Here is a 19,071-nt window from a genome sequence, read left to right as displayed (position 1 = left end):
ACCCCCGCACCCTCGAAGCCAGACGACACCCGCACCCGCATCAACCAGGAAACGCACGGGTCCAACGCACGCCGGAACAGCCCCGGTTCGTCGCCGCACGAACCAGAACCACCCCCGAGGAAGCCTCTTGAACGCCATCCCCGCACCCGACGGCCACCCCTACACCCACGAGCGAGGAGGGCGCGGCACACAGGCCCCGCTCGGGTCGGGGGCCGAATCGGTCCCCAGGCAGAAGACAGGGTCCCAGGAGTCCGAACGGCTGCGCGGCGCCACCACCGACCTGCTGGAACACCCCGACCCCCACACCGCGGCCCAGGCCGCCGCCATCGAGAACCTGCTGCGCTGCTGGGTACGCGAGCACGACCTCGCCGCCCCCGACGACGGCACCCTCCGCATCCCCCTCCCCGCGAGCGGCACAGCCCTCGTCGTTCCCGTCCACTACTGGTCCCCCACCGGATGGCACCGCCTCGGCCCTCCCTACCTCTCCGACGCCCCCGACCAGGCACCTCCCACGGACGCGGTCACCCTCGCGGCCCTCCTGGGACGCGAGACCCCGACGACCGGGGCCCCCACCCAGCCGACCGCCCTCACCGCCCCGGACGCTCCCGCCGAGCCGAGCGCCCCCGACGCGACGGACACTCCTGCCGAGCCACACGCCTCCGCCACGACGGACGCTCCCGCCCAGGCCCAGGGCCACACCGCGGTCGACAGCGGTGACCTGGTCGGCCGAGTCGCCGACTCCGTACGGCGGACCGTCGTCTTCATCACGGACCGCAGGGAAAACCCCGCCGACGGCCCGGACCTCTTCCTCTCGGCCGAGCAGGCGCTGCTGCTCGGCCACCCGCTGCACCCCACCCCGAAGAGCCGCGAGGGGCTCTCCGGGGCCGAAACCCGCCTCTACTCACCCGAGTTGCGCGGCTCCTTCCCCCTGCACTGGATGGCCGTCGACCCCTCCGCGCTCGCCACCGACTCGGCCTGGACCGAGCGAGGCCGACTCGTGCCCGCAGAGCAGCTCACCCCCCGGCTCGCCGGTGCCGGACTGCGGCTGCCGGACGGATACGCCGCGCTGCCCATGCACCCCTGGCAGGTCCGCGAGATCCGCCACCGCCCGGACACGGCGAAACTGCTGGACGCCGGACTGCTCCTGGACCTCGGTCCCCATGGCTCCCCGTGGTACCCCACCTCCTCCGTACGCACCCTCTACCGCTCCGGTGCCCCCGCGATGCTCAAGCTGTCGCTGGGCCTGCGCATCACCAACTCCCGCCGGGAGAACCTCCGCAAGGAACTCCACCGCGGTGTCGAGGTCCACCGGCTGCTGCGCGGCGGCCTCGCCGAACAGTGGCAGGCGGCCCACCCGGGCTTCGACATCGTCCGCGACCCGGCCTGGCTCGCGGTGAACGACCCGGACGGCAACCCCGTGCCCGGCCTCGACGTGATGATCCGCCACAATCCGTTCACGCCGACGGACGACGTCTCCTGCGTCGCCGGACTCGTATCACCCAGGCCTCAGGCCCAGCCCACCGGACAGCAGCACCCCGAGCAGAGCAGGACCACGACACGGGCCAGGCTCACCGAGATCGTCACCCGGCTCGCCGGGCGCACGGGTCGGCCACGCGGCGCCGTCGCAGCCGAGTGGTTCCTGCGCTATCTGGAGCAGGTCGTCCGCCCCGTCCTCTGGCTGGACAGCGAGGCGGGCATCGCGCTGGAGGCCCACCAGCAGAACACCCTGCTCCTGCTGGACCAGGAAGGATGGCCCGCGGGCGGCCGCTACCGCGACAACCAGGGCTACTACTTCCGCGACTCCCGGCGCGTGGAACTGAACGAACGACTCCCCGGCATCGGCGACCACAGCGACACCTTCGTCTCCGACGAGGTCACCGACGAGCGCTTCGCCTACTACCTCGGCATCAACAACGTGCTCGGCCTCATCGGAGCCTTCGGCTCCCAGCGCCTCGCCGACGAACGGCTGCTGCTCGCCGCCTTCCGCCGATTCCTCGCCGACGTCGCCTCGGGGCCCGCCCGGCTGCGTACCTCCCTGCCCTCCCAACTGCTCGACTCACCCGTTCTGCGCTGCAAGGCCAACCTGCTGACCCGGCTGCACGGCCTCGACGAACTCGTCGGTCCGGTCGACACCCAGTCCGTCTACGTCACCATCGCCAACCCCCTTCATTCCTGAGGAACATGACCCACCCCGTCTCCTGAGAGGAGCGTCGCCGTGCCTCCCACCGATGCGAGCACCGACGCCGGTACCGCCCCCTACACCACCGCCGGCAGCGACACGGGTCCCGGTGCGGACACCGAGGACACCCTCGATCTGCGCCTGCCCGACGAATTCCTCGCGTTCTTCGCCGAGAAGGCAGAGGAAGCGAAGAGCGAGGTGGCCGGGGGAGCGAAGGCCGAAGCGGCCCGGGGAGCCGCGGAACGGGCAGAGCGGAACGGCGGAGGCCGGAACACGGTGGGCACGGCGTGGGGCTCGGCGCCGGGCACAGCGTGGCCCGCCCCGGTCCCCCCGGCCGGTGACGACCTGCTGGACCGTGTCGGTGACTGGGGGCCGACCGCCACCGCCGCGGGCGTCTTCCACCTGGTCCCCGTAGACCTTGACCGAGACCTCCCGCTCATCGGCCGCTGGATGAACGACCCTGCCGTGGCCGCCTTCTGGGAGCTCTCCGGACCCGGGACGGCGACCGAGGACCATCTGCGCGTCCAGCTCGGCGGCGACGGACGCAGCGTCCCCTGCCTAGGCGTGCTGGACGGCACGCCGATGAGCTACTGGGAGATCTACCGGGCGGACCTCGACCCCCTGGCCCGCCACTACCCCGCCCGCCTTCACGACACCGGCATCCACCTCCTCATCGGCGGTGTCGCCAATCGCGGGCGTGGACTCGGCACGACTCTGCTCAGAGCCGTCTCCGATCTCGTCCTCGACCGCCGCCCGTCATGCGCACGCGTCATCGCTGAACCCGACCTCCGCAACATCCCCTCCGTGTCCGCCTTTCTCAGTGCCGGCTTCCGGTTCTCTGCCGAGGTCGACCTGCCCGACAAGAAGGCAGCCCTCATGGTCCGGGACCGGGCCCTGCGCGATCTGTTGTAGCGCCGTCACTTCTAGTACACCGCTCGCCCCGATCAGGTTCCCAGTCGAGGAGTCCCCGTGCCGAACCCGTCCGCCGCCCCGACTCCCGGAGAGCCGTCGTGGCTCTACGACCCGCCCGAACTGAGCCCGGAACGATGGGAAAGCGCGGGGCGCCGCCTGCTCGCCAAGATGATCGGGGAGTTCGCGCACGAGGAGATCCTGGTACCCGAGGCGGACGGGAAACGCCCCGGCGCGGCAGCGGCAGCGCCCTGTCCTCCCGAGGTCACGGCACCGGTCGGAGCCCGGGACCCCAGAGGAGACGATTCGCCTCCCGCCGCAGGAGCCGATGCCGATGCCGAGCGTTCGTACACCCTCCGCCTCGACGCCGGCGGCATCGTCGCCTTCCGAGCCCGCCGCGGCGCGTACGACAGCTGGCAGGTCGATTCGTCCTCGATCACCTTGGCCGAGGCAGCCGGAGCGACCAGTGAGACCGCGGGACGAGAACCCACACGCCCCTACAGCGACCCCCTCGACTTCCTCACCCGAGCCCGCGCCACCCTCGGGCTCGACGGTGCCACCCTCGGGCACGTCATCAGGGAACTGACCACCACACTCGCGGCGGACGCCCGCCTCGACCACACCGCGCTGCCCGCCGCCCGGCTCGCCGACCTCGGATACGCCGAGCTGGAAGGCCATCAGACGGGCCACCCCTGGATCGTCCTCAACAAGGGGCGCCTCGGCTTCTCCGCCACGGACGCCGCCCACTGGGCACCCGAGGGCCGCAGAGGGACGGCCCTGCCATGGATCGCGGTCCACACCTCGCTGGCCACATACCGGGGCGTCGCGGGCCTGGAGATCGCGGACGAGCTGTACGCACGCGAGCTCGACCCCGCCACCAGGGAGTCCTACGACGTCGCACTACGCGCGCGTGGGCTCACGCCGGAGTCGTATCTCTACCTGCCCGTGCACCCCTGGCAGTGGAACGACGTCGTGCTGCCGCTCTTCGCGCCGTCTGTCGCCGTCGGCGCCATCGTTCCGCTGCCCCCGGACGCCGATTTACGTCTGCCCCAGCAGTCGGTCCGTACCTTCCTCAACACCTCGCGCCCGGACCGGCACACCGTCAAACTGCCGCTGTCCGTGCTCAACACCCTGGTGTGGCGGGGCCTCCCGACCGAGCGCACTCTCGCGGCGCCCGCCGTCACCGCCTGGATGCACGGCCTGCGCGACGCGGACCCCTTCCTGCGCGACTCCTGCGGGGTCATCCTCCTCGGCGAGGTCGCGTCCGTCACGGTCGGGCACCCCGTGTACGACGCACTGCCGGAAGTCCCTTACCAGTACAAGGAGTTGCTGGGCGCGATCTGGCGCGAGCCGCTCTGCCGCCATCTGGCGCCCGGCGAACGCGCCCGCACCCTGGCCGCTCTCCTGCACACCGACCCCGACGGCCGGGCCTTCACGGCGGAACTCGTCGAGCGCTCGGGGCTGGCCCCTCGGATCTGGCTGCGCCGACTCTTCGCGGCGCTGCTGCCGCCCCTGCTGCACTTCCTCTACCGCTACGGCACTGTGTTCAGCCCACACGGCGAGAACGCGATCGTTGTCTTCGACGACCATGACGTACCCGTCCGACTCGCGGTGAAGGACTTCGTGGACGACGTGAACGTCAGCGCCGAGCGGCTGCCCGAGCACGCCTCCATGCCGGACGACGTACGGGCCGTTCTGCTCAAGGAGCCTGCCGCCTTCCTCACGCAGTTCATCCACTCCGGGCTCTTCGTCGGTGTCTTCCGCTACCTGGCCCCGCTCTGCGAGGCGCAACTGAGTGTCCCCGAGGCCGAGTTCTGGTCGCTCGTCCGGGCGGAGATCCTCCGTCACCACAGGCTCTTCCCGGAGCTCAAGGAGCGATACGAGACGTTCGACCTGCTCACTCCGCGTATCGAGCGGCTGTGCCTCAACCGCAACCGACTGCATCTGGACGGCTACCGTGACCGCCCCCAGCGCCCGCACGCCGCCGTGCACGGCACCGTTCCGAACCCCCTGCACCAGCCATGATCGGGTCCCTCGTCCCGGCCTTGATCGCCCGGTTGTCAGTGCGGCCCCGTAGGGTGGTCGGGCTATGACAGAGCCCTCACTCCCCGAACTCCTGCATGCCGCCGTCACAGCCGTCGGCGGCACGGAGCGCCCTGGCCAGGTGACCATGGCCGAAGCCGTCGAGCAGGCCATCGACGACGGCTCCCATCTGCTGGTCCAGGCCGGCACGGGTACCGGAAAGTCCCTCGGCTACCTCGTGCCCGCGCTCGCGCACGGAGAGCGCGTCGTCGTGGCGACGGCCACCCTGGCGCTCCAGCGGCAGCTCGTGGAGCGGGACCTGCCGCGCACGGTGGACGCGCTGCATCCGCTGCTGCGCCGCCGCCCCGAGTTCGCGATGCTCAAGGGCCGGTCGAACTACATGTGCCTGCACCGCCTCCATGAAGGCGTCCCGCAGGACGAGGAGGAGGGCCTCTTCGACCAGTTCGAGGCGGCCGCTCCCACCAGCAAGCTGGGCCAGGACCTGCTGCGGATGCGGGACTGGGCGGACGAGACCGAGACGGGCGACCGCGACGATCTCACCCCCGGTGTCTCGGACCGGGCCTGGTCACAGATCTCGGTGTCCTCCAGGGAATGCCTCGGCGCCTCGAAGTGTGCCTATGGGGCGGAGTGCTTCGCCGAGATGGCCCGCGAGCGCGCCAAGCTCGCCGACGTCGTCGTCACCAACCACGCCCTCCTCGCGATCGACGCCATCGAAGGCGCCCCGGTCCTCCCGCAGCACGAGGTACTGATCGTGGACGAGGCGCACGAGCTGGTCTCCCGGGTCACCGGAGTCGCGACCGGCGAGCTCACCCCGGGCCAGGTCAACCGCGCCGTGCGCCGCGTCGCGAGGCTCGTGAACGAGAAGGCGGCCGACCAGCTCCAGACAGCCGCTGAGGGCTTCGAGCGTCTGATGGAGCTCGCCCTTCCCGGCCGCCTGGAGGAGGTCCCCGAGGATCTCGGGTACGCGCTGATGGCCCTGCGGGACGCCGCGCGTACGGTCATCTCGGCGATCGGCGCGACCCGCGACAAGTCCGTCGCCGACGAGGACGCCGTCCGCAAACAGGCCCTCGCCTCCGTGGAGTCGGTCCACGACGTTGCGGAGCGGATCACCAACGGCTCCGAGTGGGACGTCGTCTGGTACGAGCGGCACGACCGCTTCGGCGCCTCCCTGCGGGTCGCCCCGATGTCCGTGTCGGGCCTGCTGCGCGAGAAGCTCTTCACGGACCGCTCCGTCGTCCTGGCCTCGGCCACGCTCAAGCTCGGCGGCGACTTCAACGGCGTGGGCGCCTCGATGGGCCTGGCCCCGGAAGGCGTCGAGGGTGAGGACATCCCGGCCTGGAAGGGCATCGACGTCGGTTCGCCCTTCGACTACGGCAAGCAGGGCATCCTGTACGTCGCGAAGCACCTGGCGCGGCCCGCGCGCGACAGCGATCGCGGGGACATGCTCGACGAGCTCACCGAGCTGATCCAGGCCGCCGGCGGCCGCACGCTCGGCCTGTTCTCCTCGATGCGGGCAGCCCAGCTCGCCGCGGAGGAACTGCGCACCCGCATCCCGGAGTTCCCCATCCTGCTCCAGGGCGAGGAGACGCTCGGAGAGCTGATCAAGAACTTCGCGGCGGACCCGAGGACCTGCCTCTTCGGCACGCTCTCGCTCTGGCAGGGAGTGGACGTCCCGGGCGCCAGCTGCCAGCTGGTCGTCATGGACAAGATTCCCTTCCCCCGCCCCGACGACCCGCTGATGAGCGCCCGCCAGAAGGCGGTCGAGGACGCCGGGGGCAACGGCTTCATGGCCGTCGCGGCCACCCACGCGGCCCTGCTGATGGCCCAGGGCGCCGGCCGTCTCGTACGGGCGACGGGGGACCGCGGTGTGGTCGCCGTGCTGGACCAGCGGCTCGCCACGGCTCGCTACGGCAGCTATCTGAAGGCGTCACTGCCCGACTTCTGGCTCACGACGGACCGTAACCAGGTGCGAAGGTCCCTGGCCGCCATCGACGAGGTGGCGAAGAAGGCGGAACAGAACACAGAAGAGGCGTAGACGTCAGTGGCCTGCCCCCGGACGAAACCGGGGGCAGGCCACTGACGTGCGTGCGCAGGTGCGGACAGCACAGGGCCCCGGAACCGGCGCAGGGGTCCCGGGGCCCGGTCAGGGGCGGATCCTCAGATCCGCCGCAGCACCGCCACGACCTTGCCGAGGATGGTGGCCTCGTCACCGGGGATCGGCTGGTACGCGGAGTTGTGCGGGAGCAGCCACACGTGGCCGTCCTCGCGCTTGAAGCGCTTGACCGTGGCCTCGCCGTCCAGCATGGCCGCCACGATGTCGCCGTTCTCCGCGACCGGCTGGCGGCGGACCGTCACCCAGTCTCCGTCACAGATCGCGGCCTCGATCATCGAGTCTCCGACGACCTTCAGGACGAACAGCTCGCCGTCGCCCACCAGCTGCCGGGGCAGCGGGAACACGTCCTCGACCGATTCCTCGGCGAGGATCGGACCACCGGCGGCGATCCGGCCGACCAGCGGGACGTACGACGCGGCCGGCTTGCCCGCCGTGTCGGTGGGCTGCGCGGCGGACTGGTCGGACCCGCGGACCTCGTATGCTCGCGGTCGGTGCGGGTCGCGGCGCAGGAAGCCCTTGCGCTCCAGTGCCATCAGCTGGTGTGCGACCGATGAGGTGCTGGAGAGGCCGACGGCCTGTCCGATCTCCCGCATCGACGGCGGGTATCCGCGCCGCTGTACGGAGTCCCTGATGACCTCGATGACCCGGCGCTGCCGGTCGGTGAGTCCGGAGCTGTCCGCCCGGATACCTGGAGGTCGGCCCGGCAGGGAGCGTGTGGGCTTGGGCCCCTCCTGGTTCACTTCATTCATGGCATGCACCGGCTCAAATCGGCCCTGGGAGCGGTCCTGGGCAGTGATGGTGGCACTGTCTGCGGTGGTGGTCACGTCGGCCCCTCTCGTTCGTCTCCCTGCTGGACAACGGTAGTTGCTTTCGAAAGGTTGCGCCAAACACACGTTCGAGTGAAAAAGTGTGGATGGCCTGCCGTGATCATGTGTCTGGGTGTATGGCTAACGCTGCACCGGGCGGACAAAAGCGCTCATTGCTGTACTCTTCACCGCCGGGGCGATGGCCTTGTGGGCCGGAGTGGGGCGAGGGTCAGTCTGCCACCAGGTGTCCCGTCGGCCGGGAACCGGCCCCCTGTCCCTGTGGCGCCCACCGTATCCCCGTACGCCTCTCACGGGTATGGCCATGCGGCACATGCCAATACGGGGGCGACACGCGCGCCGGGTGTGAATTTACGAGCCAATCCCCACATGTAGTGGTTGGATTGCAACAGCAGCCCAGAAGTTGTGGTCCCCCGGTCTTCCGGACCCATGGTCATCACCTATGCTGGGGTCTGCTTCGAGGGGCTCAAGGGCCCTGACGAGGCTATTGAGTCGTGCTTGTGAAGGAGGGTTGGAGTCAGATGCACTGCCCCTTCTGCAGGCACCCCGACAGCCGTGTCGTCGACAGCCGTACGACGGACGACGGTACGTCGATCCGCAGGCGCCGCCAGTGTCCCGACTGCTCCCGTCGTTTCACGACCGTGGAGACGTGCTCGCTCATGGTGGTCAAGCGGTCCGGAGTCACCGAGCCCTTCAGTCGTACCAAGGTCATCAACGGCGTGCGCAAGGCGTGCCAGGGAAGGCCTGTCACGGAGGACGCGCTCGCTCAGCTCGGCCAGCGGGTCGAGGAGGCGGTGCGGGCCACCGGAAGCGCCGAACTGACCACCCACGACGTGGGACTGGCCATACTCGGCCCCTTGCAGGAGCTCGACCTCGTCGCCTATCTGCGCTTCGCGTCCGTGTACCGGGCGTTCGACTCGCTGGAGGACTTCGAGGCCGCCATCACTGAACTCAGGGAAGAGACGCAGCGCCCCGCCGCGGCCGACGAAGACGCGGGCGAGGAGTGCCAGGGAATCGACCGCGGGTCCGGAGAGACTGTCGAAGTCCCCGTGCCCGCCAGCGCCGCCGACTGACGAGAGGGGCCGGACCGGCCCGGACGGCGGCGACCACAGACCTGTTGCGAGCGGACGCGTACGCGTGGCTCGTGGCATTCAGACACACACCGTGCCACGGGAAGAACGAGGCACTTCTGGGCGTTTTAGCCCGATACAGGGAGGCGGCATGACAGAGACGGCGAGCGGTCCGGCGCGGAGTTCCCGAGCCAAGGGGACGAAGGCGAACAAGGGACTGCGCATCGAGCGGATCCACACGACTCCGGGCGTGCACCCGTACGACGAGGTCGAGTGGGCGAGCCGTGACGTCGTCATGACCAACTGGCGCGACGGCTCGGTCAATTTCGAGCAGCGTGGCGTCGAGTTCCCCGCCGAGTGGGCGGTGAACGCGGTCAACATCGTCACCAGTAAGTACTTCCGCGGCGCTGTGGGCACCCCGCAGCGCGAGGTGAGCCTCAAGCAGCTCATCGACCGCATCGTGAAGACGTACCGGAAGGCCGGCGAGGACAACAAGTACTTCGCCTCGCCCGCCGACGCCGAGATCTTCGAGCACGAGCTGGCCTACGCCCTCCTGCACCAGATCTTCAGCTTCAACAGCCCGGTGTGGTTCAACGTCGGTACGCCCCAGCCCCAGCAGGTCTCCGCCTGCTTCATCCTGGCCGTCGACGACTCCATGGAGTCGATCCTCGACTGGTACAAGGAAGAGGGCATGATCTTCAAGGGCGGCTCCGGCGCCGGCCTGAACCTCTCCCGGATCCGCTCCTCCAAGGAACTGCTCTCCTCGGGCGGCAACGCCTCGGGTCCCGTCTCCTTCATGCGCGGTGCCGACGCCTCCGCGGGAACGATCAAGTCGGGCGGCGCCACCCGCCGCGCGGCCAAGATGGTCATCCTCGACGTCGACCACCCCGACATCGAGGGCTTCATCGAGACCAAGGTGAAGGAAGAGGAGAAGATCCGCGCCCTTCGCGACGCGGGCTTCGACATGGACCTGGGCGGCGACGACATCACGTCCGTCCAGTACCAGAACGCCAACAACTCGGTCCGCGTGAACGACGAGTTCATGAAGGCCGTGGAGAACGGCGACAAGTTCGGCCTGCGCGCCCGCATGACCGGCGAGGTCATCGAGGAGGTCGACGCCAAGGAGCTCTTCCGCAAGATGGCCGAGGCGGCCTGGGCCTGTGCCGATCCCGGCATCCAGTACGACGACACCATCAACGCCTGGCACACATGCCCGGAATCCGGCCGGATCAACGGCTCGAACCCGTGCAGCGAGTACATGCACCTGGACAACACGTCCTGCAACCTCGCCTCGCTGAACCTGATGAAGTTCCTGAAGGACGACGGCCTCGGCCACCAGTCCTTCGAGGTCGAGCGCTTCTCGCAGGTCGTCGAGCTGGTCATCACCGCGATGGACATCTCCATCTGCTTCGCGGACTTCCCGACGCAGAAGATCGGCGAGAACACCCGCGCCTTCCGCCAGTTGGGCATCGGCTACGCCAACCTCGGCGCCCTCCTGATGGCGACCGGCCACGCGTACGACTCCGACGGCGGCCGCTCCCTCGCCGGTGCCATCACCTCGCTCATGACCGGAACCTCGTACAAGCGCTCCGCCGAACTCGCCTCGGTCGTCGGCCCGTACGACGGCTACGCCCGCAACGCCCAGCCGCACCAGCGCGTCATGAAGCAGCACTCCGACGCCAACGCCGTGGCGGTCCGCGTGGACGACCTGGACTCGCCGGTCTGGGCCGCCGCCACGGAGGCCTGGCAGGACGTGCTGCGCCTCGGCGAGAAGAACGGCTTCCGCAACGCGCAGGCCTCGGTCATCGCCCCGACCGGCACCATCGGTCTCGCGATGTCCTGCGACACCACCGGCCTTGAGCCCGACCTCGCGCTGGTCAAGTTCAAGAAGCTGGTCGGCGGCGGGTCGATGCAGATCGTCAACGGCACCGTCCCGCAGGCCCTGCGCCGCCTGGGTTACCAGGAGGAGCAGATCGAGGCGATCGTCGCCCACATCGCCGATCACGGCAATGTCGTCGACGCCCCGGGGCTCAAGCACGAGCACTACGAGGTCTTCGACTGCGCCATGGGCGAGCGCTCCATCTCCGCGATGGGCCACGTCCGCATGATGGCCGCGATCCAGCCGTGGATCTCCGGCGCGCTCTCCAAGACGGTCAACCTGCCGGAGACGGCGACCGTCGAGGACGTCGAAGAGGTCTACTTCGAGGCGTGGAAGATGGGCGTCAAGGCGCTCGCGATCTACCGCGACAACTGCAAGGTCGGCCAGCCCCTCTCCGCGAAGACCAAGGAGAAGGAGAAGGTCGAGGTCACCGCCAAGGCCGAGGAGACCATCCGTACCGCGGTCGAGAAGGTCGTCGAGTACCGCCCGGTCCGCAAGCGCCTCCCCAAGGGCCGTCCCGGCATCACCACCTCCTTCACGGTGGGCGGCGCCGAGGGCTACATGACCGCCAACTCCTACCCGGACGACGGTCTCGGCGAGGTCTTCCTGAAGATGTCCAAGCAGGGCTCCACCCTCGCGGGCATGATGGACGCCTTCTCGATCGCCGTCTCCGTAGGCCTGCAGTACGGCGTGCCCCTGGAGACGTACGTCTCGAAGTTCACCAACATGCGCTTCGAGCCGGCCGGCATGACGGACGACCCGGACGTGCGGATGGCGCAGTCGATCGTCGACTACATCTTCCGCCGCCTGGCGCTCGACTTCCTGCCCTTCGAGACGCGCTCCGCGCTCGGCATCCACTCCGCCGACGAGCGTCAGCGCCACCTGGAGACGGGCTCGTACGAGCCGACCGACGACGAGCTGGACGTCGAGGGTCTCGCCCAGTCCGCGCCCCGCGCGCAGGAACTGAAGGCCGTCGCCGCGCCGAAGGCCGTGGTCGAGGCGGTCAAGCCCGCCCCGCAGCAGGCCCACACCAGCGCCGAACTGGTGGAGATGCAGCTGGGCATCCAGGCGGACGCCCCCCTGTGCTTCTCCTGCGGCACGAAGATGCAGCGGGCCGGCTCCTGCTACATCTGCGAGGGCTGCGGCTCGACCAGCGGCTGCAGCTGATCCGCACCCGCAGTTGATCCACAAACCGTGAGGGGCGGTACGGCCACCGGCCGTACCGCCCCTTCGGCGTGCGTGAGTGCGTCGGGTCAGGACTCCTCGGGGTTGCCCATGATCCTGGCGAAGGTCGCCGGGTCGGCGTCGAAGCCGCGGATGTCCGACTGGAAAGTCCACTCTCCGGAGTCGTCGCGTACGAAGTCCGCGACCGTCGTGGCCGTCGAGCCCAGGACGCTGCCGAAATCGCCCTCGGCCAGGACGTTGTAGCCCTCGCGGATCCGCAGGCCCGGGTTGTGCACGCCGACGAAGGTCGACCGTCCGGAGCGCTGCTGGATGGCGACGCCGACGACCACGCGCGCGTACCGCTTGTCGAGGCGGGTGAGCTCCAGGGTCATCACCTCGTCCCAGCCGAAGCCCTTGCCGTCCTTGCTGTCCCGGTTGAGATAGATCGTGCCGTCGGGCGAGCGGCTGTCGAAGTGCACTACGTAGTCGGGGTTTTTGTACGTGTCGGTCGCGAGGTAGGTGGCGGCGACGATGTCGAGATCGGTGGCCGGTTCGCCGGCGGGACTGGGATCCCATTTCACCGAGATCTCGACCTTGTTGATGCCCTTGTTGAGGCCGTTCACCGGTTCTCCCCTCGTGGTCCCCTGGCGTTGGGCGCCTCAACTGCCCGGCAGGTGAGGCGTGTTGCCCATCGTGCCACGCGCATGGGGGCGCACGGGCGGCCACAGTCGGCCCGAGCGTGACCGACGCCACGTTCCTGGGCCGTACGATGGCGCGGTGCTGGTCAAGTGGATTCGCTGCACCGTGGTGGACCGCCGCGGTTTTGAACGGGGGCAGCGGAAATGGGCGGGACTTCTGGGGGAGCCGGGTTTCCGGGGGCAGGGCGGGGGCTGGAGCCGGGGAAGGCCCGGAGTGGCCCACATCTTCGCCTTCTGGGAGAGCCGTGCCTTCTACGACTCCTTCATGGCGCGCTCCCATGACCGGCTGGCCGCAGCCCAGTCCGGCACCTTCAAGGACGCGCAGAGCAAACTCTTCGATCACCGCTTCGACGTGAAGACCGGCTTCGAGCCGCGCTTCACGGAGGCCGATCTGGTGCGGGTGGCGCACTGTCGCGTCCACGAGGAGCGCGCCGAGCACTTCGCGCTGATGCAGGAGAAGGTGTGGAATCCGGCGATGGCCGGCTCGCCCGGCATGGTGAGGGGCCTCTTCGGCGAGGCGCCCGGCCACGAGTTCATGGTCCTGTCCATGTGGCAGTCGGCCGCCGAGCACGGCAAATACCGGGCCGAGCGTGTGGAGCGGCTCGCCCTGCGGGCCCAGCTGGAGGCGGACGTCGCGGCGCTCACGGGCGACATCGTCCAGTTGGAACCGTCCTGGACGGTCTGAGACGCGCGCGATTCGTGTGACCTGTGCCGTATCGAGCCCGTACGAGTGCTCGATCGGGCGCTACTCGATCTAGGGTCTCGGTATGGCACGTCCACGGCGCATCGTCCTTGTCCGGCACGGCGAGTCGGTGGGCAATGCCGATGACTCGGTGTACGAACGCGAACCCGACCACGCCCTGGCGCTCACCGAGAAGGGGTGGCGGCAGGCGGAGGAGACGGGCACGCGGATCCGAGAGGTCCTCGGCGACGAGCGCGTAAGCGTTTACGTCTCCCCGTACCGCCGCACGCACGAGACCTTCCGGGCCTTCCACCTCGACCCCGGACAGGTACGCGTACGGGAGGAACCCCGGCTGCGTGAACAGGACTGGGGAAACTGGCAGGACCGGGACGACGTACGGCTGCAGAAGGCGTATCGCGACGCGTACGGGCACTTCTTCTACCGCTTCGCTCAGGGCGAGTCCGGTGCCGATGTGTACGACCGGGTCGGCGGCTTCCTGGAGAGCCTCTTCCGGAGCTTCGAAGCCCCGGATCACCCGCCGAACGTGCTCCTCGTGACCCATGGCCTCGCCATGCGGCTGTTCTGCATGCGCTGGTTCCACTGGACGGTCGCGGAGTTCGAGTCGCTGTCGAACCCGGGGAACGCGGAGGTGCGCATGCTCGTTCTCGGGGAGGACGGCAGGTACACCCTTGACCGTCCTTTCGAACGCTGGCGTGATCCGGAACCGTACGGAGTCACCGGATAGAGTGGCAGGGCGATGACCGCTGACTCCTCACCCGACGGGCGCCTGGACCGCGCCCTGGCCAGCCTGCGCGGACTCGCCGTCGGGGACGCGCTGGGCTCGCAGTTCTTCGTGCCCGTGAACTATCCGCTGCTCAAGCACCGCGGGCTGCCACCCGGCTCCTGGCAGTGGACCGACGACACGGAAATGGCCTCCTCCGTAGTGGCCACTCTGGCCGTCCACCGCCGCATCGACCAGGACGCGCTGGCCCGCTCCTTCGCTGAGCACCACGACTTCGACCGCGGCTACGGCCCCGCGGTCAACCGGCTGCTGCGGCAGGTCCGGGAGGGCGGCGACTGGCGCGAGCTGGCCTCGGCCCTCTTCAAGGGACAGGGTTCGTGGGGGAACGGCGCGGCGATGCGGATCGCCCCCCTGGGCGCCTGGTACGCGGACGATCCGGAGCAGGCCACACACCAGGCCGAGATCTCGGCCTACCCCACGCACCAGCACCGCGAAGCCGTGGTCGGCGCCATGGCCGTGGCCGCTGCTGCCGCGCTGGCCGCCGCCCCGGGCGGCCCGCCGAGCCCCGGGGCGCTGCTCGACGGCGTCATCGCCCTGGTGCCGCGCAGTGCGGTGGAAGCGGGTCTGCGGCGTGCCCGGGACATGCTCGACTACGGAGACACGACGACCGTCGCCGCGGTCCTCGGCTGCGGGCGGCGTACGACCGCGCACGACACCGTGCCGTTCGCCCTGTGGTCGGCGGCGCGGGCTCTCGGCGACTACGAAGAGGGCTTCTGGGCGACCGCCCAGGTCGGCGGCGACATGGACACGACCTGCGCCATCGTCGGAGGCGTCGTGGCCGCGGGGAGGAACGGGACGCCGCCCGCGCAGTGGGTGGAGCGGACCGAGGCGCTTCCGGAGTGGTTGTCGGAGAAAGCTGCGGGTTGAGGCCGGCGGCGAGAGTTGTGGGTCAAGGCCGGCGGTGCGCGTCGTCGGCGAAGCTGTGGATGAGGGTCGCGGGGTCAGGGCTTGCGTTCGGCTGTCGGCGAGGGGGCCGTGCCTGCCCGTTTCCTCCCGTCCCAAGCGTCTGCCACTGTCACAGCCCTGCCACAGAGAGCCGGTGACCGGCTGCCCTGCGTGTCCCACGGTTAGCCTTTCCGCCACGCCGCTCGTTGATCATCACGGGCGCGCGCCGACGAGACACCGGTCCCTGGGCTTCCGCGGCGGCCACGAGCCGCGCTGTCCGGACCGGTCGGGGAGGGGGTCCCGTGTCCGACACGCCGTCCGAGGCCGAGCCGAGAGGGTCGGCCTCGAAGGATTCAGGGGTGAAGCCGGGTAACGACACCGGGGAGCCCGAGGTGCCGGAGGCGCCCAGGGACGAGGTGCCTGCGGCCCGCACGGGTGACGCGCTCTCGAAGGGCGACTCCGCGCGGGGTGACTCCGACGGGTCCGGTTCGGGCGGGACCGTTTCGGCCGGGTCCGGTTCGCGCAGGACCGCCGCAAGTGGGACCGATTCCGCGAAACGTGATGTCGACACGCGGGACGTCGACACACAGGGTCTCGACGAGGACGAAGAGTGGGACGGCCCCGTCGTCGAGTCCTGGTTCGCCGGCGTCCAGGTGGAGCCCCCGGCCCCCATCCGCGACGCCTCGCTCTGGGCCGCCCTCGCCACCGGCGTGCTCAGCATGGTCCTGCTCGGCGACGGCCTGGCCCTCAACCTCCTGCTGGTGGCGATACCGGCCGCGCTCGGCGCGTACTACGCGGCTCAGGCAGCGGGCCGGCGACCGCACCGCTGGACGCTGGTGTGGGGCGTGGGAGGCCTTGCCCTGCTGAGCGTGCCCGCGCTTCGCGACGCCGACTGGCCGTCGTTCCTCGCCGTCGTGGCCGCCGTGGCGGCGGGCTCGCTCGCCCTGCACGGCGGTCGCACCTGGACGGGGGTGCTGTTCGGCCCGATCGGTCTCTACACCTCGCTGGTCACCGGTCCCCTCTGGGGCTGGAGCGGCCTGCGGGAGCGGTCCGGCGGGGCCCGGGGCAACATGGGCCCGATGGTGCGCGCGCTCGCCGTCGCCGCGGTCCTGCTGGTGGTCTTCGGCGCGCTCTTCGCCGGGGCGGACGCCGCCTTCGCGGACCTCCTCGGCGGTCTTGTGCCCGACGCGTCGGTCTCGGGAGGGCCCTGGCACGTCGTCCTGTTCGTCATCGGCGTGGTCGGGGCTCTGGTGGTGGCGCACACGGCCGCCGCACCCGTTCAGTGGGACCGCGTCGAGGTCCCGGCGGGCCGCGCTCGCGGACGCGCCGAGTGGGCGCTGCCCCTGATCGTGCTCGCCGCGCTCTTCGCGGTCTTCAACGCGGTCCAGCTCGCCGTCCTGTTCGGCGGCTACGACGCCGTGCTGGAGAAGACGGGCCAGACCTACGCCGAGTACGCGCGCCAGGGCTTCTGGCAACTGCTGCTGGTCACGCTCCTCACGTTGCTCGTCATCGTCTTCGCCCTGCGCTGGGCCCCGCGTGACAGCTCCGGCGACTGGACCCTGGTGCGTGCCGTTCTCGGAACGCTGTGCGTCCTCGCGCTGGTTGTCGTGGCATCGGCGGTGCGGCGTATGGACATGTACGTGGCGGCGTACGGGCTGACGCGACTGCGGATCTCCGTGGTGACCGTGGAACTCTGGCTCGGCCTGGTCATCGTGCTCATCATGGCGGCCGGTGTCTGGGGCGCCCGCTGGCTGCCGCGTGCGGTCCTGGCGAGCGCCGCCGCGGGAGTGCTCGCCTTCGGGCTGATGTCGCCGGACGCTCTGATCGCCGAGCGCAACGTCCAGCGGTACGAGGCGAAGGGCTCGTTCGACCTCGACTACGCGCGCGGGTTGTCCGCCGACGCCGCCCCGGATCTGGACAAACTTGACGAGCCGCTGCGTTCCTGTGCCCTGCAGTCCATCGCGCAGGACCTGGCGGGGGCCGACAAGTCCTGGTACGCCACGAGCCTGGGCGAGGCGCGTGCCCGGGACATCCTCGACGGACGGCCGCTGTCCCCCGACGCCGACTGGAACGTGTGCAACCAACTGGGCACCGAGCTGGCGTACCGCTGAGGCGGGGCGCGCACGGACCGCGTACGCCCCTGAGAGGAATCCGTCGTCGCCGGACTCGTACGAACAGGGACGTACGGTCTCTGATCCGTCGGTCTCTGCTCCGTACGAGCGACGAGGCCGGGCCGCCGTCCCAGTACGGCGGCCCGGCCTCGTCGTGTCGTTCAGCCCGCGCCGGGTCCTGCCGTGCCCGCCAGGGCGTCGAGGTCGCTCTTGCGGACCCGGATCACCAACGCGGCGACGGCCAGGGCCAGCACCGCCATCGCGACGGCCGGGATGAAGGCCGTGGAGATCCCCTGTGACAGCACCTCGTGGCTCCAGGGAGCGGGCAGCTGGTGGGTCTTGGCGAACTCCGCCTTCTGTTCGGCCGAGGCGGTGGCCATGAAGTCGGTGACCTGCTTCTCCGCCTCGGCACGGCTGGCCGTGCCGAAGACCGTGGTCAGGATGGAGAGGCCGAGCGAACCCCCCACCTGCTGCGTGGCGTTGAGCAGGCCGGACGCCGCGCCCGCCTCGTGCACGGCGACCCCCGAGACCGCGGTCAGGGTCAGCGTCACGAAGTTCAGACCCATGCCGAAGGCGAACAGCAGCATCGGACCGAGCACCCCGCCGACGTACGTACTCCCGGTGTCCATGAAGGTCATCCAGCCGAGCCCGAGTGCGACGAGGGCCGAGCCGACCATCATGAACGGCTTCGGGCCGAGCACCGGCAGGAACTTCTGCGACAGACCCGCGCCGACGGCGATCGCGACCGTCACGGGGAGGAAGGCCAGGCCCGCCTCGATCGGCGTGTAACTCAACACGTTCTGCACGAAGAGAACGATGAAGAAGAACATGCCGAACATCGCCGCGGCCAGGCTCAGCATGATCACGTACGTACCGGAGCGGTTGCGATCGGCGAACATCCGCAGCGGTGTGATCGGTTCCTTCGCACGGGACTCGATCAGCGCGAAGGCGGCCAGTAGAACCACCGCCGCACCGAAGGAGCCGATGGTGAGACTGTCCCGCCAGCCCTCTTCCGCGGCCCGGATGAAGCCGTAGACGAGCGACGCCATGCCGGCCGTGGAGGTCAGCGCACCCGCGATGTCGAAGCGCCCAGGATGCCGTTCGGACTCGCTGATGTAGAGCGGCGCGAGCACGGCGATCAGTACACCGATGGGTACGTTGACGAAGAGCACCCAGCGCCAGTCGAGCCACTCGGTGAGCATGCCGCCGGCCAGCAGGCCGATCGCGCCGCCACCGGCCGAGACCGCGGCGAAGACTCCGAACGCCCTGTTGCGCGCGGGCCCTTCGGGGAACGTCGTGGTGATCAGTGCGAGCGAGGTGGGTGACGCGATCGCGCCACCGACGCCCTGGAGGGCGCGTGCGGCCAGCAACTGCCAGGGTTCCTGGGCGAATCCGCCGAGCAGTGAGGCGAGTGTGAAGAGCAGGATGCCGGTCATGAAGACCCGGCGACGGCCGAGGATGTCACCGGCCCGGCCGCCGAGCAGCAGCAGACCGCCGAAGGTGAGCGTGTACGCGCTGATGACCCAGGTGAGGTCGGTGGTGGAGAACTTGAGCGCGTTTTGAATGTGCGGGAGGGCGATGTTCACAATCGTCGTGTCGAGTACCACCATGAGTTGGCAGGCCGCGATGACGGTGAGCGCGATGCCGGGATGCCCCTCCCGGCGGGCCGCTCCCGGCTTTGGTTCCTGTGTCAGCGGAGAGGTTGTCACTAT

At 69.9% G+C, this 19,071-nt stretch carries 13 protein-coding genes; 10 read left to right on the top strand and 3 right to left on the bottom strand.

All coding sequences use genetic code 11. The annotated features are described in order from the left end of the window. Positions 1–127 precede the first annotated feature (127 nt). The 4 genes from ACH4YP_RS14940 (at position 128) to ACH4YP_RS14925 (ending at position 7,166) form a co-directional block, all read left to right on the top strand. Positions 128–2,176, top strand: a complete 2,049-nt coding sequence (locus ACH4YP_RS14940) for an IucA/IucC family protein (RefSeq protein WP_398490793.1) — start codon at positions 128–130, stop codon at positions 2,174–2,176. A 39-nt stretch (positions 2,177–2,215) separates the two neighbouring features. Continuing rightward, on the top strand, positions 2,216–3,091 hold the full coding sequence (locus ACH4YP_RS14935) for a GNAT family N-acetyltransferase (protein WP_361055463.1): 876 nt from the start codon (positions 2,216–2,218) through the stop codon (positions 3,089–3,091). Between the two features lie 57 nt (positions 3,092–3,148). Further along, a complete protein-coding gene (locus ACH4YP_RS14930) occupies positions 3,149–5,113 on the top strand; it encodes an IucA/IucC family protein (protein ID WP_361055460.1) in 1,965 nt (654 codons plus the stop codon). A gap of 64 nt (positions 5,114–5,177) precedes the next feature. Beyond that, positions 5,178–7,166, top strand: coding sequence for an ATP-dependent DNA helicase (locus tag ACH4YP_RS14925; protein WP_398490792.1), 1,989 nt, complete (start codon positions 5,178–5,180; stop codon positions 7,164–7,166). A 122-nt stretch (positions 7,167–7,288) separates the two neighbouring features. Here ACH4YP_RS14925 and lexA read toward each other — a convergent pair whose 3' ends face one another. Beyond that, positions 7,289–8,068, bottom strand: coding sequence for a transcriptional repressor LexA (gene lexA / locus ACH4YP_RS14920; protein ID WP_398490791.1), 780 nt, complete (start codon positions 8,066–8,068; stop codon positions 7,289–7,291). A gap of 521 nt (positions 8,069–8,589) precedes the next feature. Between lexA and nrdR the strand changes: the two genes are divergently transcribed. Then, positions 8,590–9,141, top strand: coding sequence for a transcriptional regulator NrdR (gene nrdR, locus ACH4YP_RS14915; protein WP_361055453.1), 552 nt, complete (start codon positions 8,590–8,592; stop codon positions 9,139–9,141). 148 nt (positions 9,142–9,289) lie between these two features. After that, entirely contained in the window at positions 9,290–12,184 is a 2,895-nt protein-coding gene (locus tag ACH4YP_RS14910) for a vitamin B12-dependent ribonucleotide reductase (RefSeq protein WP_398490790.1), read from the top strand. A gap of 86 nt (positions 12,185–12,270) precedes the next feature. Here the strand turns inward: ACH4YP_RS14910 and ACH4YP_RS14905 are convergent, their stop codons facing one another. After that, entirely contained in the window at positions 12,271–12,804 is a 534-nt protein-coding gene (locus ACH4YP_RS14905) for a TerD family protein (RefSeq protein WP_398490789.1), read from the bottom strand. Between the two features lie 154 nt (positions 12,805–12,958). Between ACH4YP_RS14905 and ACH4YP_RS14900 the strand changes: the two genes are divergently transcribed. The 4 genes from ACH4YP_RS14900 to ACH4YP_RS14885 all read left to right on the top strand — a co-directional run bounded on the left by ACH4YP_RS14900 (position 12,959) and on the right by ACH4YP_RS14885 (position 17,359). Beyond that, entirely contained in the window at positions 12,959–13,564 is a 606-nt protein-coding gene (locus ACH4YP_RS14900) for a YdbC family protein (RefSeq protein ID WP_361055445.1), read from the top strand. Positions 13,565–13,646: 82 nt separating this feature from the next. Further along, a complete protein-coding gene (locus ACH4YP_RS14895; RefSeq protein WP_361055443.1) occupies positions 13,647–14,306 on the top strand; it encodes a histidine phosphatase family protein in 660 nt (219 codons plus the stop codon). 12 nt (positions 14,307–14,318) lie between these two features. Next, the gene (locus tag ACH4YP_RS14890; protein ID WP_361055440.1) at positions 14,319–15,230 is read left to right on the top strand and encodes an ADP-ribosylglycohydrolase family protein; all 912 of its coding nucleotides are present in this window, start codon (positions 14,319–14,321) and stop codon (positions 15,228–15,230) included. 671 nt (positions 15,231–15,901) lie between these two features. Further along, positions 15,902–17,359, top strand: coding sequence for a DUF4173 domain-containing protein (locus ACH4YP_RS14885; protein ID WP_361055478.1), 1,458 nt, complete (start codon positions 15,902–15,904; stop codon positions 17,357–17,359). Positions 17,360–17,520: 161 nt separating this feature from the next. On the opposite strand, the gene ACH4YP_RS14880 is transcribed toward ACH4YP_RS14885, so the two are convergent. Beyond that, the gene (locus ACH4YP_RS14880) at positions 17,521–19,068 is read right to left on the bottom strand and encodes an MFS transporter (RefSeq protein WP_398490788.1); all 1,548 of its coding nucleotides are present in this window, start codon (positions 19,066–19,068) and stop codon (positions 17,521–17,523) included. Between the last annotated feature and the right edge of the window lie 3 nt (positions 19,069–19,071).

Origin of the sequence: Streptomyces sp. NPDC020747 (assembly GCF_044334695.1) — a bacterium.
Classification (GTDB): Bacteria; Actinomycetota; Actinomycetes; order Streptomycetales; family Streptomycetaceae; genus Streptomyces.
The sequence above is the reverse complement of the archived record's forward strand: the minus strand, read 5'-3'. Positions and strand labels throughout refer to the sequence as shown.

Bases quoted from the DNA above. Each gene is read 5' to 3' on its own strand.
- ACH4YP_RS14925 (WP_398490792.1), top strand. From the start codon at position 5,178: ATGACAGAGCCCTCACTCCCCGAACTCCTGCATGCCGCCGTCACAGCC.
- nrdR (WP_361055453.1), top strand. From the start codon at position 8,590: ATGCACTGCCCCTTCTGCAGGCACCCCGACAGCCGTGTCGTCGACAGC.
- ACH4YP_RS14910 (WP_398490790.1), top strand. From the start codon at position 9,290: ATGACAGAGACGGCGAGCGGTCCGGCGCGGAGTTCCCGAGCCAAGGGG.
- ACH4YP_RS14895 (WP_361055443.1), top strand. From the start codon at position 13,647: ATGGCACGTCCACGGCGCATCGTCCTTGTCCGGCACGGCGAGTCGGTG.
- ACH4YP_RS14890 (WP_361055440.1), top strand. From the start codon at position 14,319: ATGACCGCTGACTCCTCACCCGACGGGCGCCTGGACCGCGCCCTGGCC.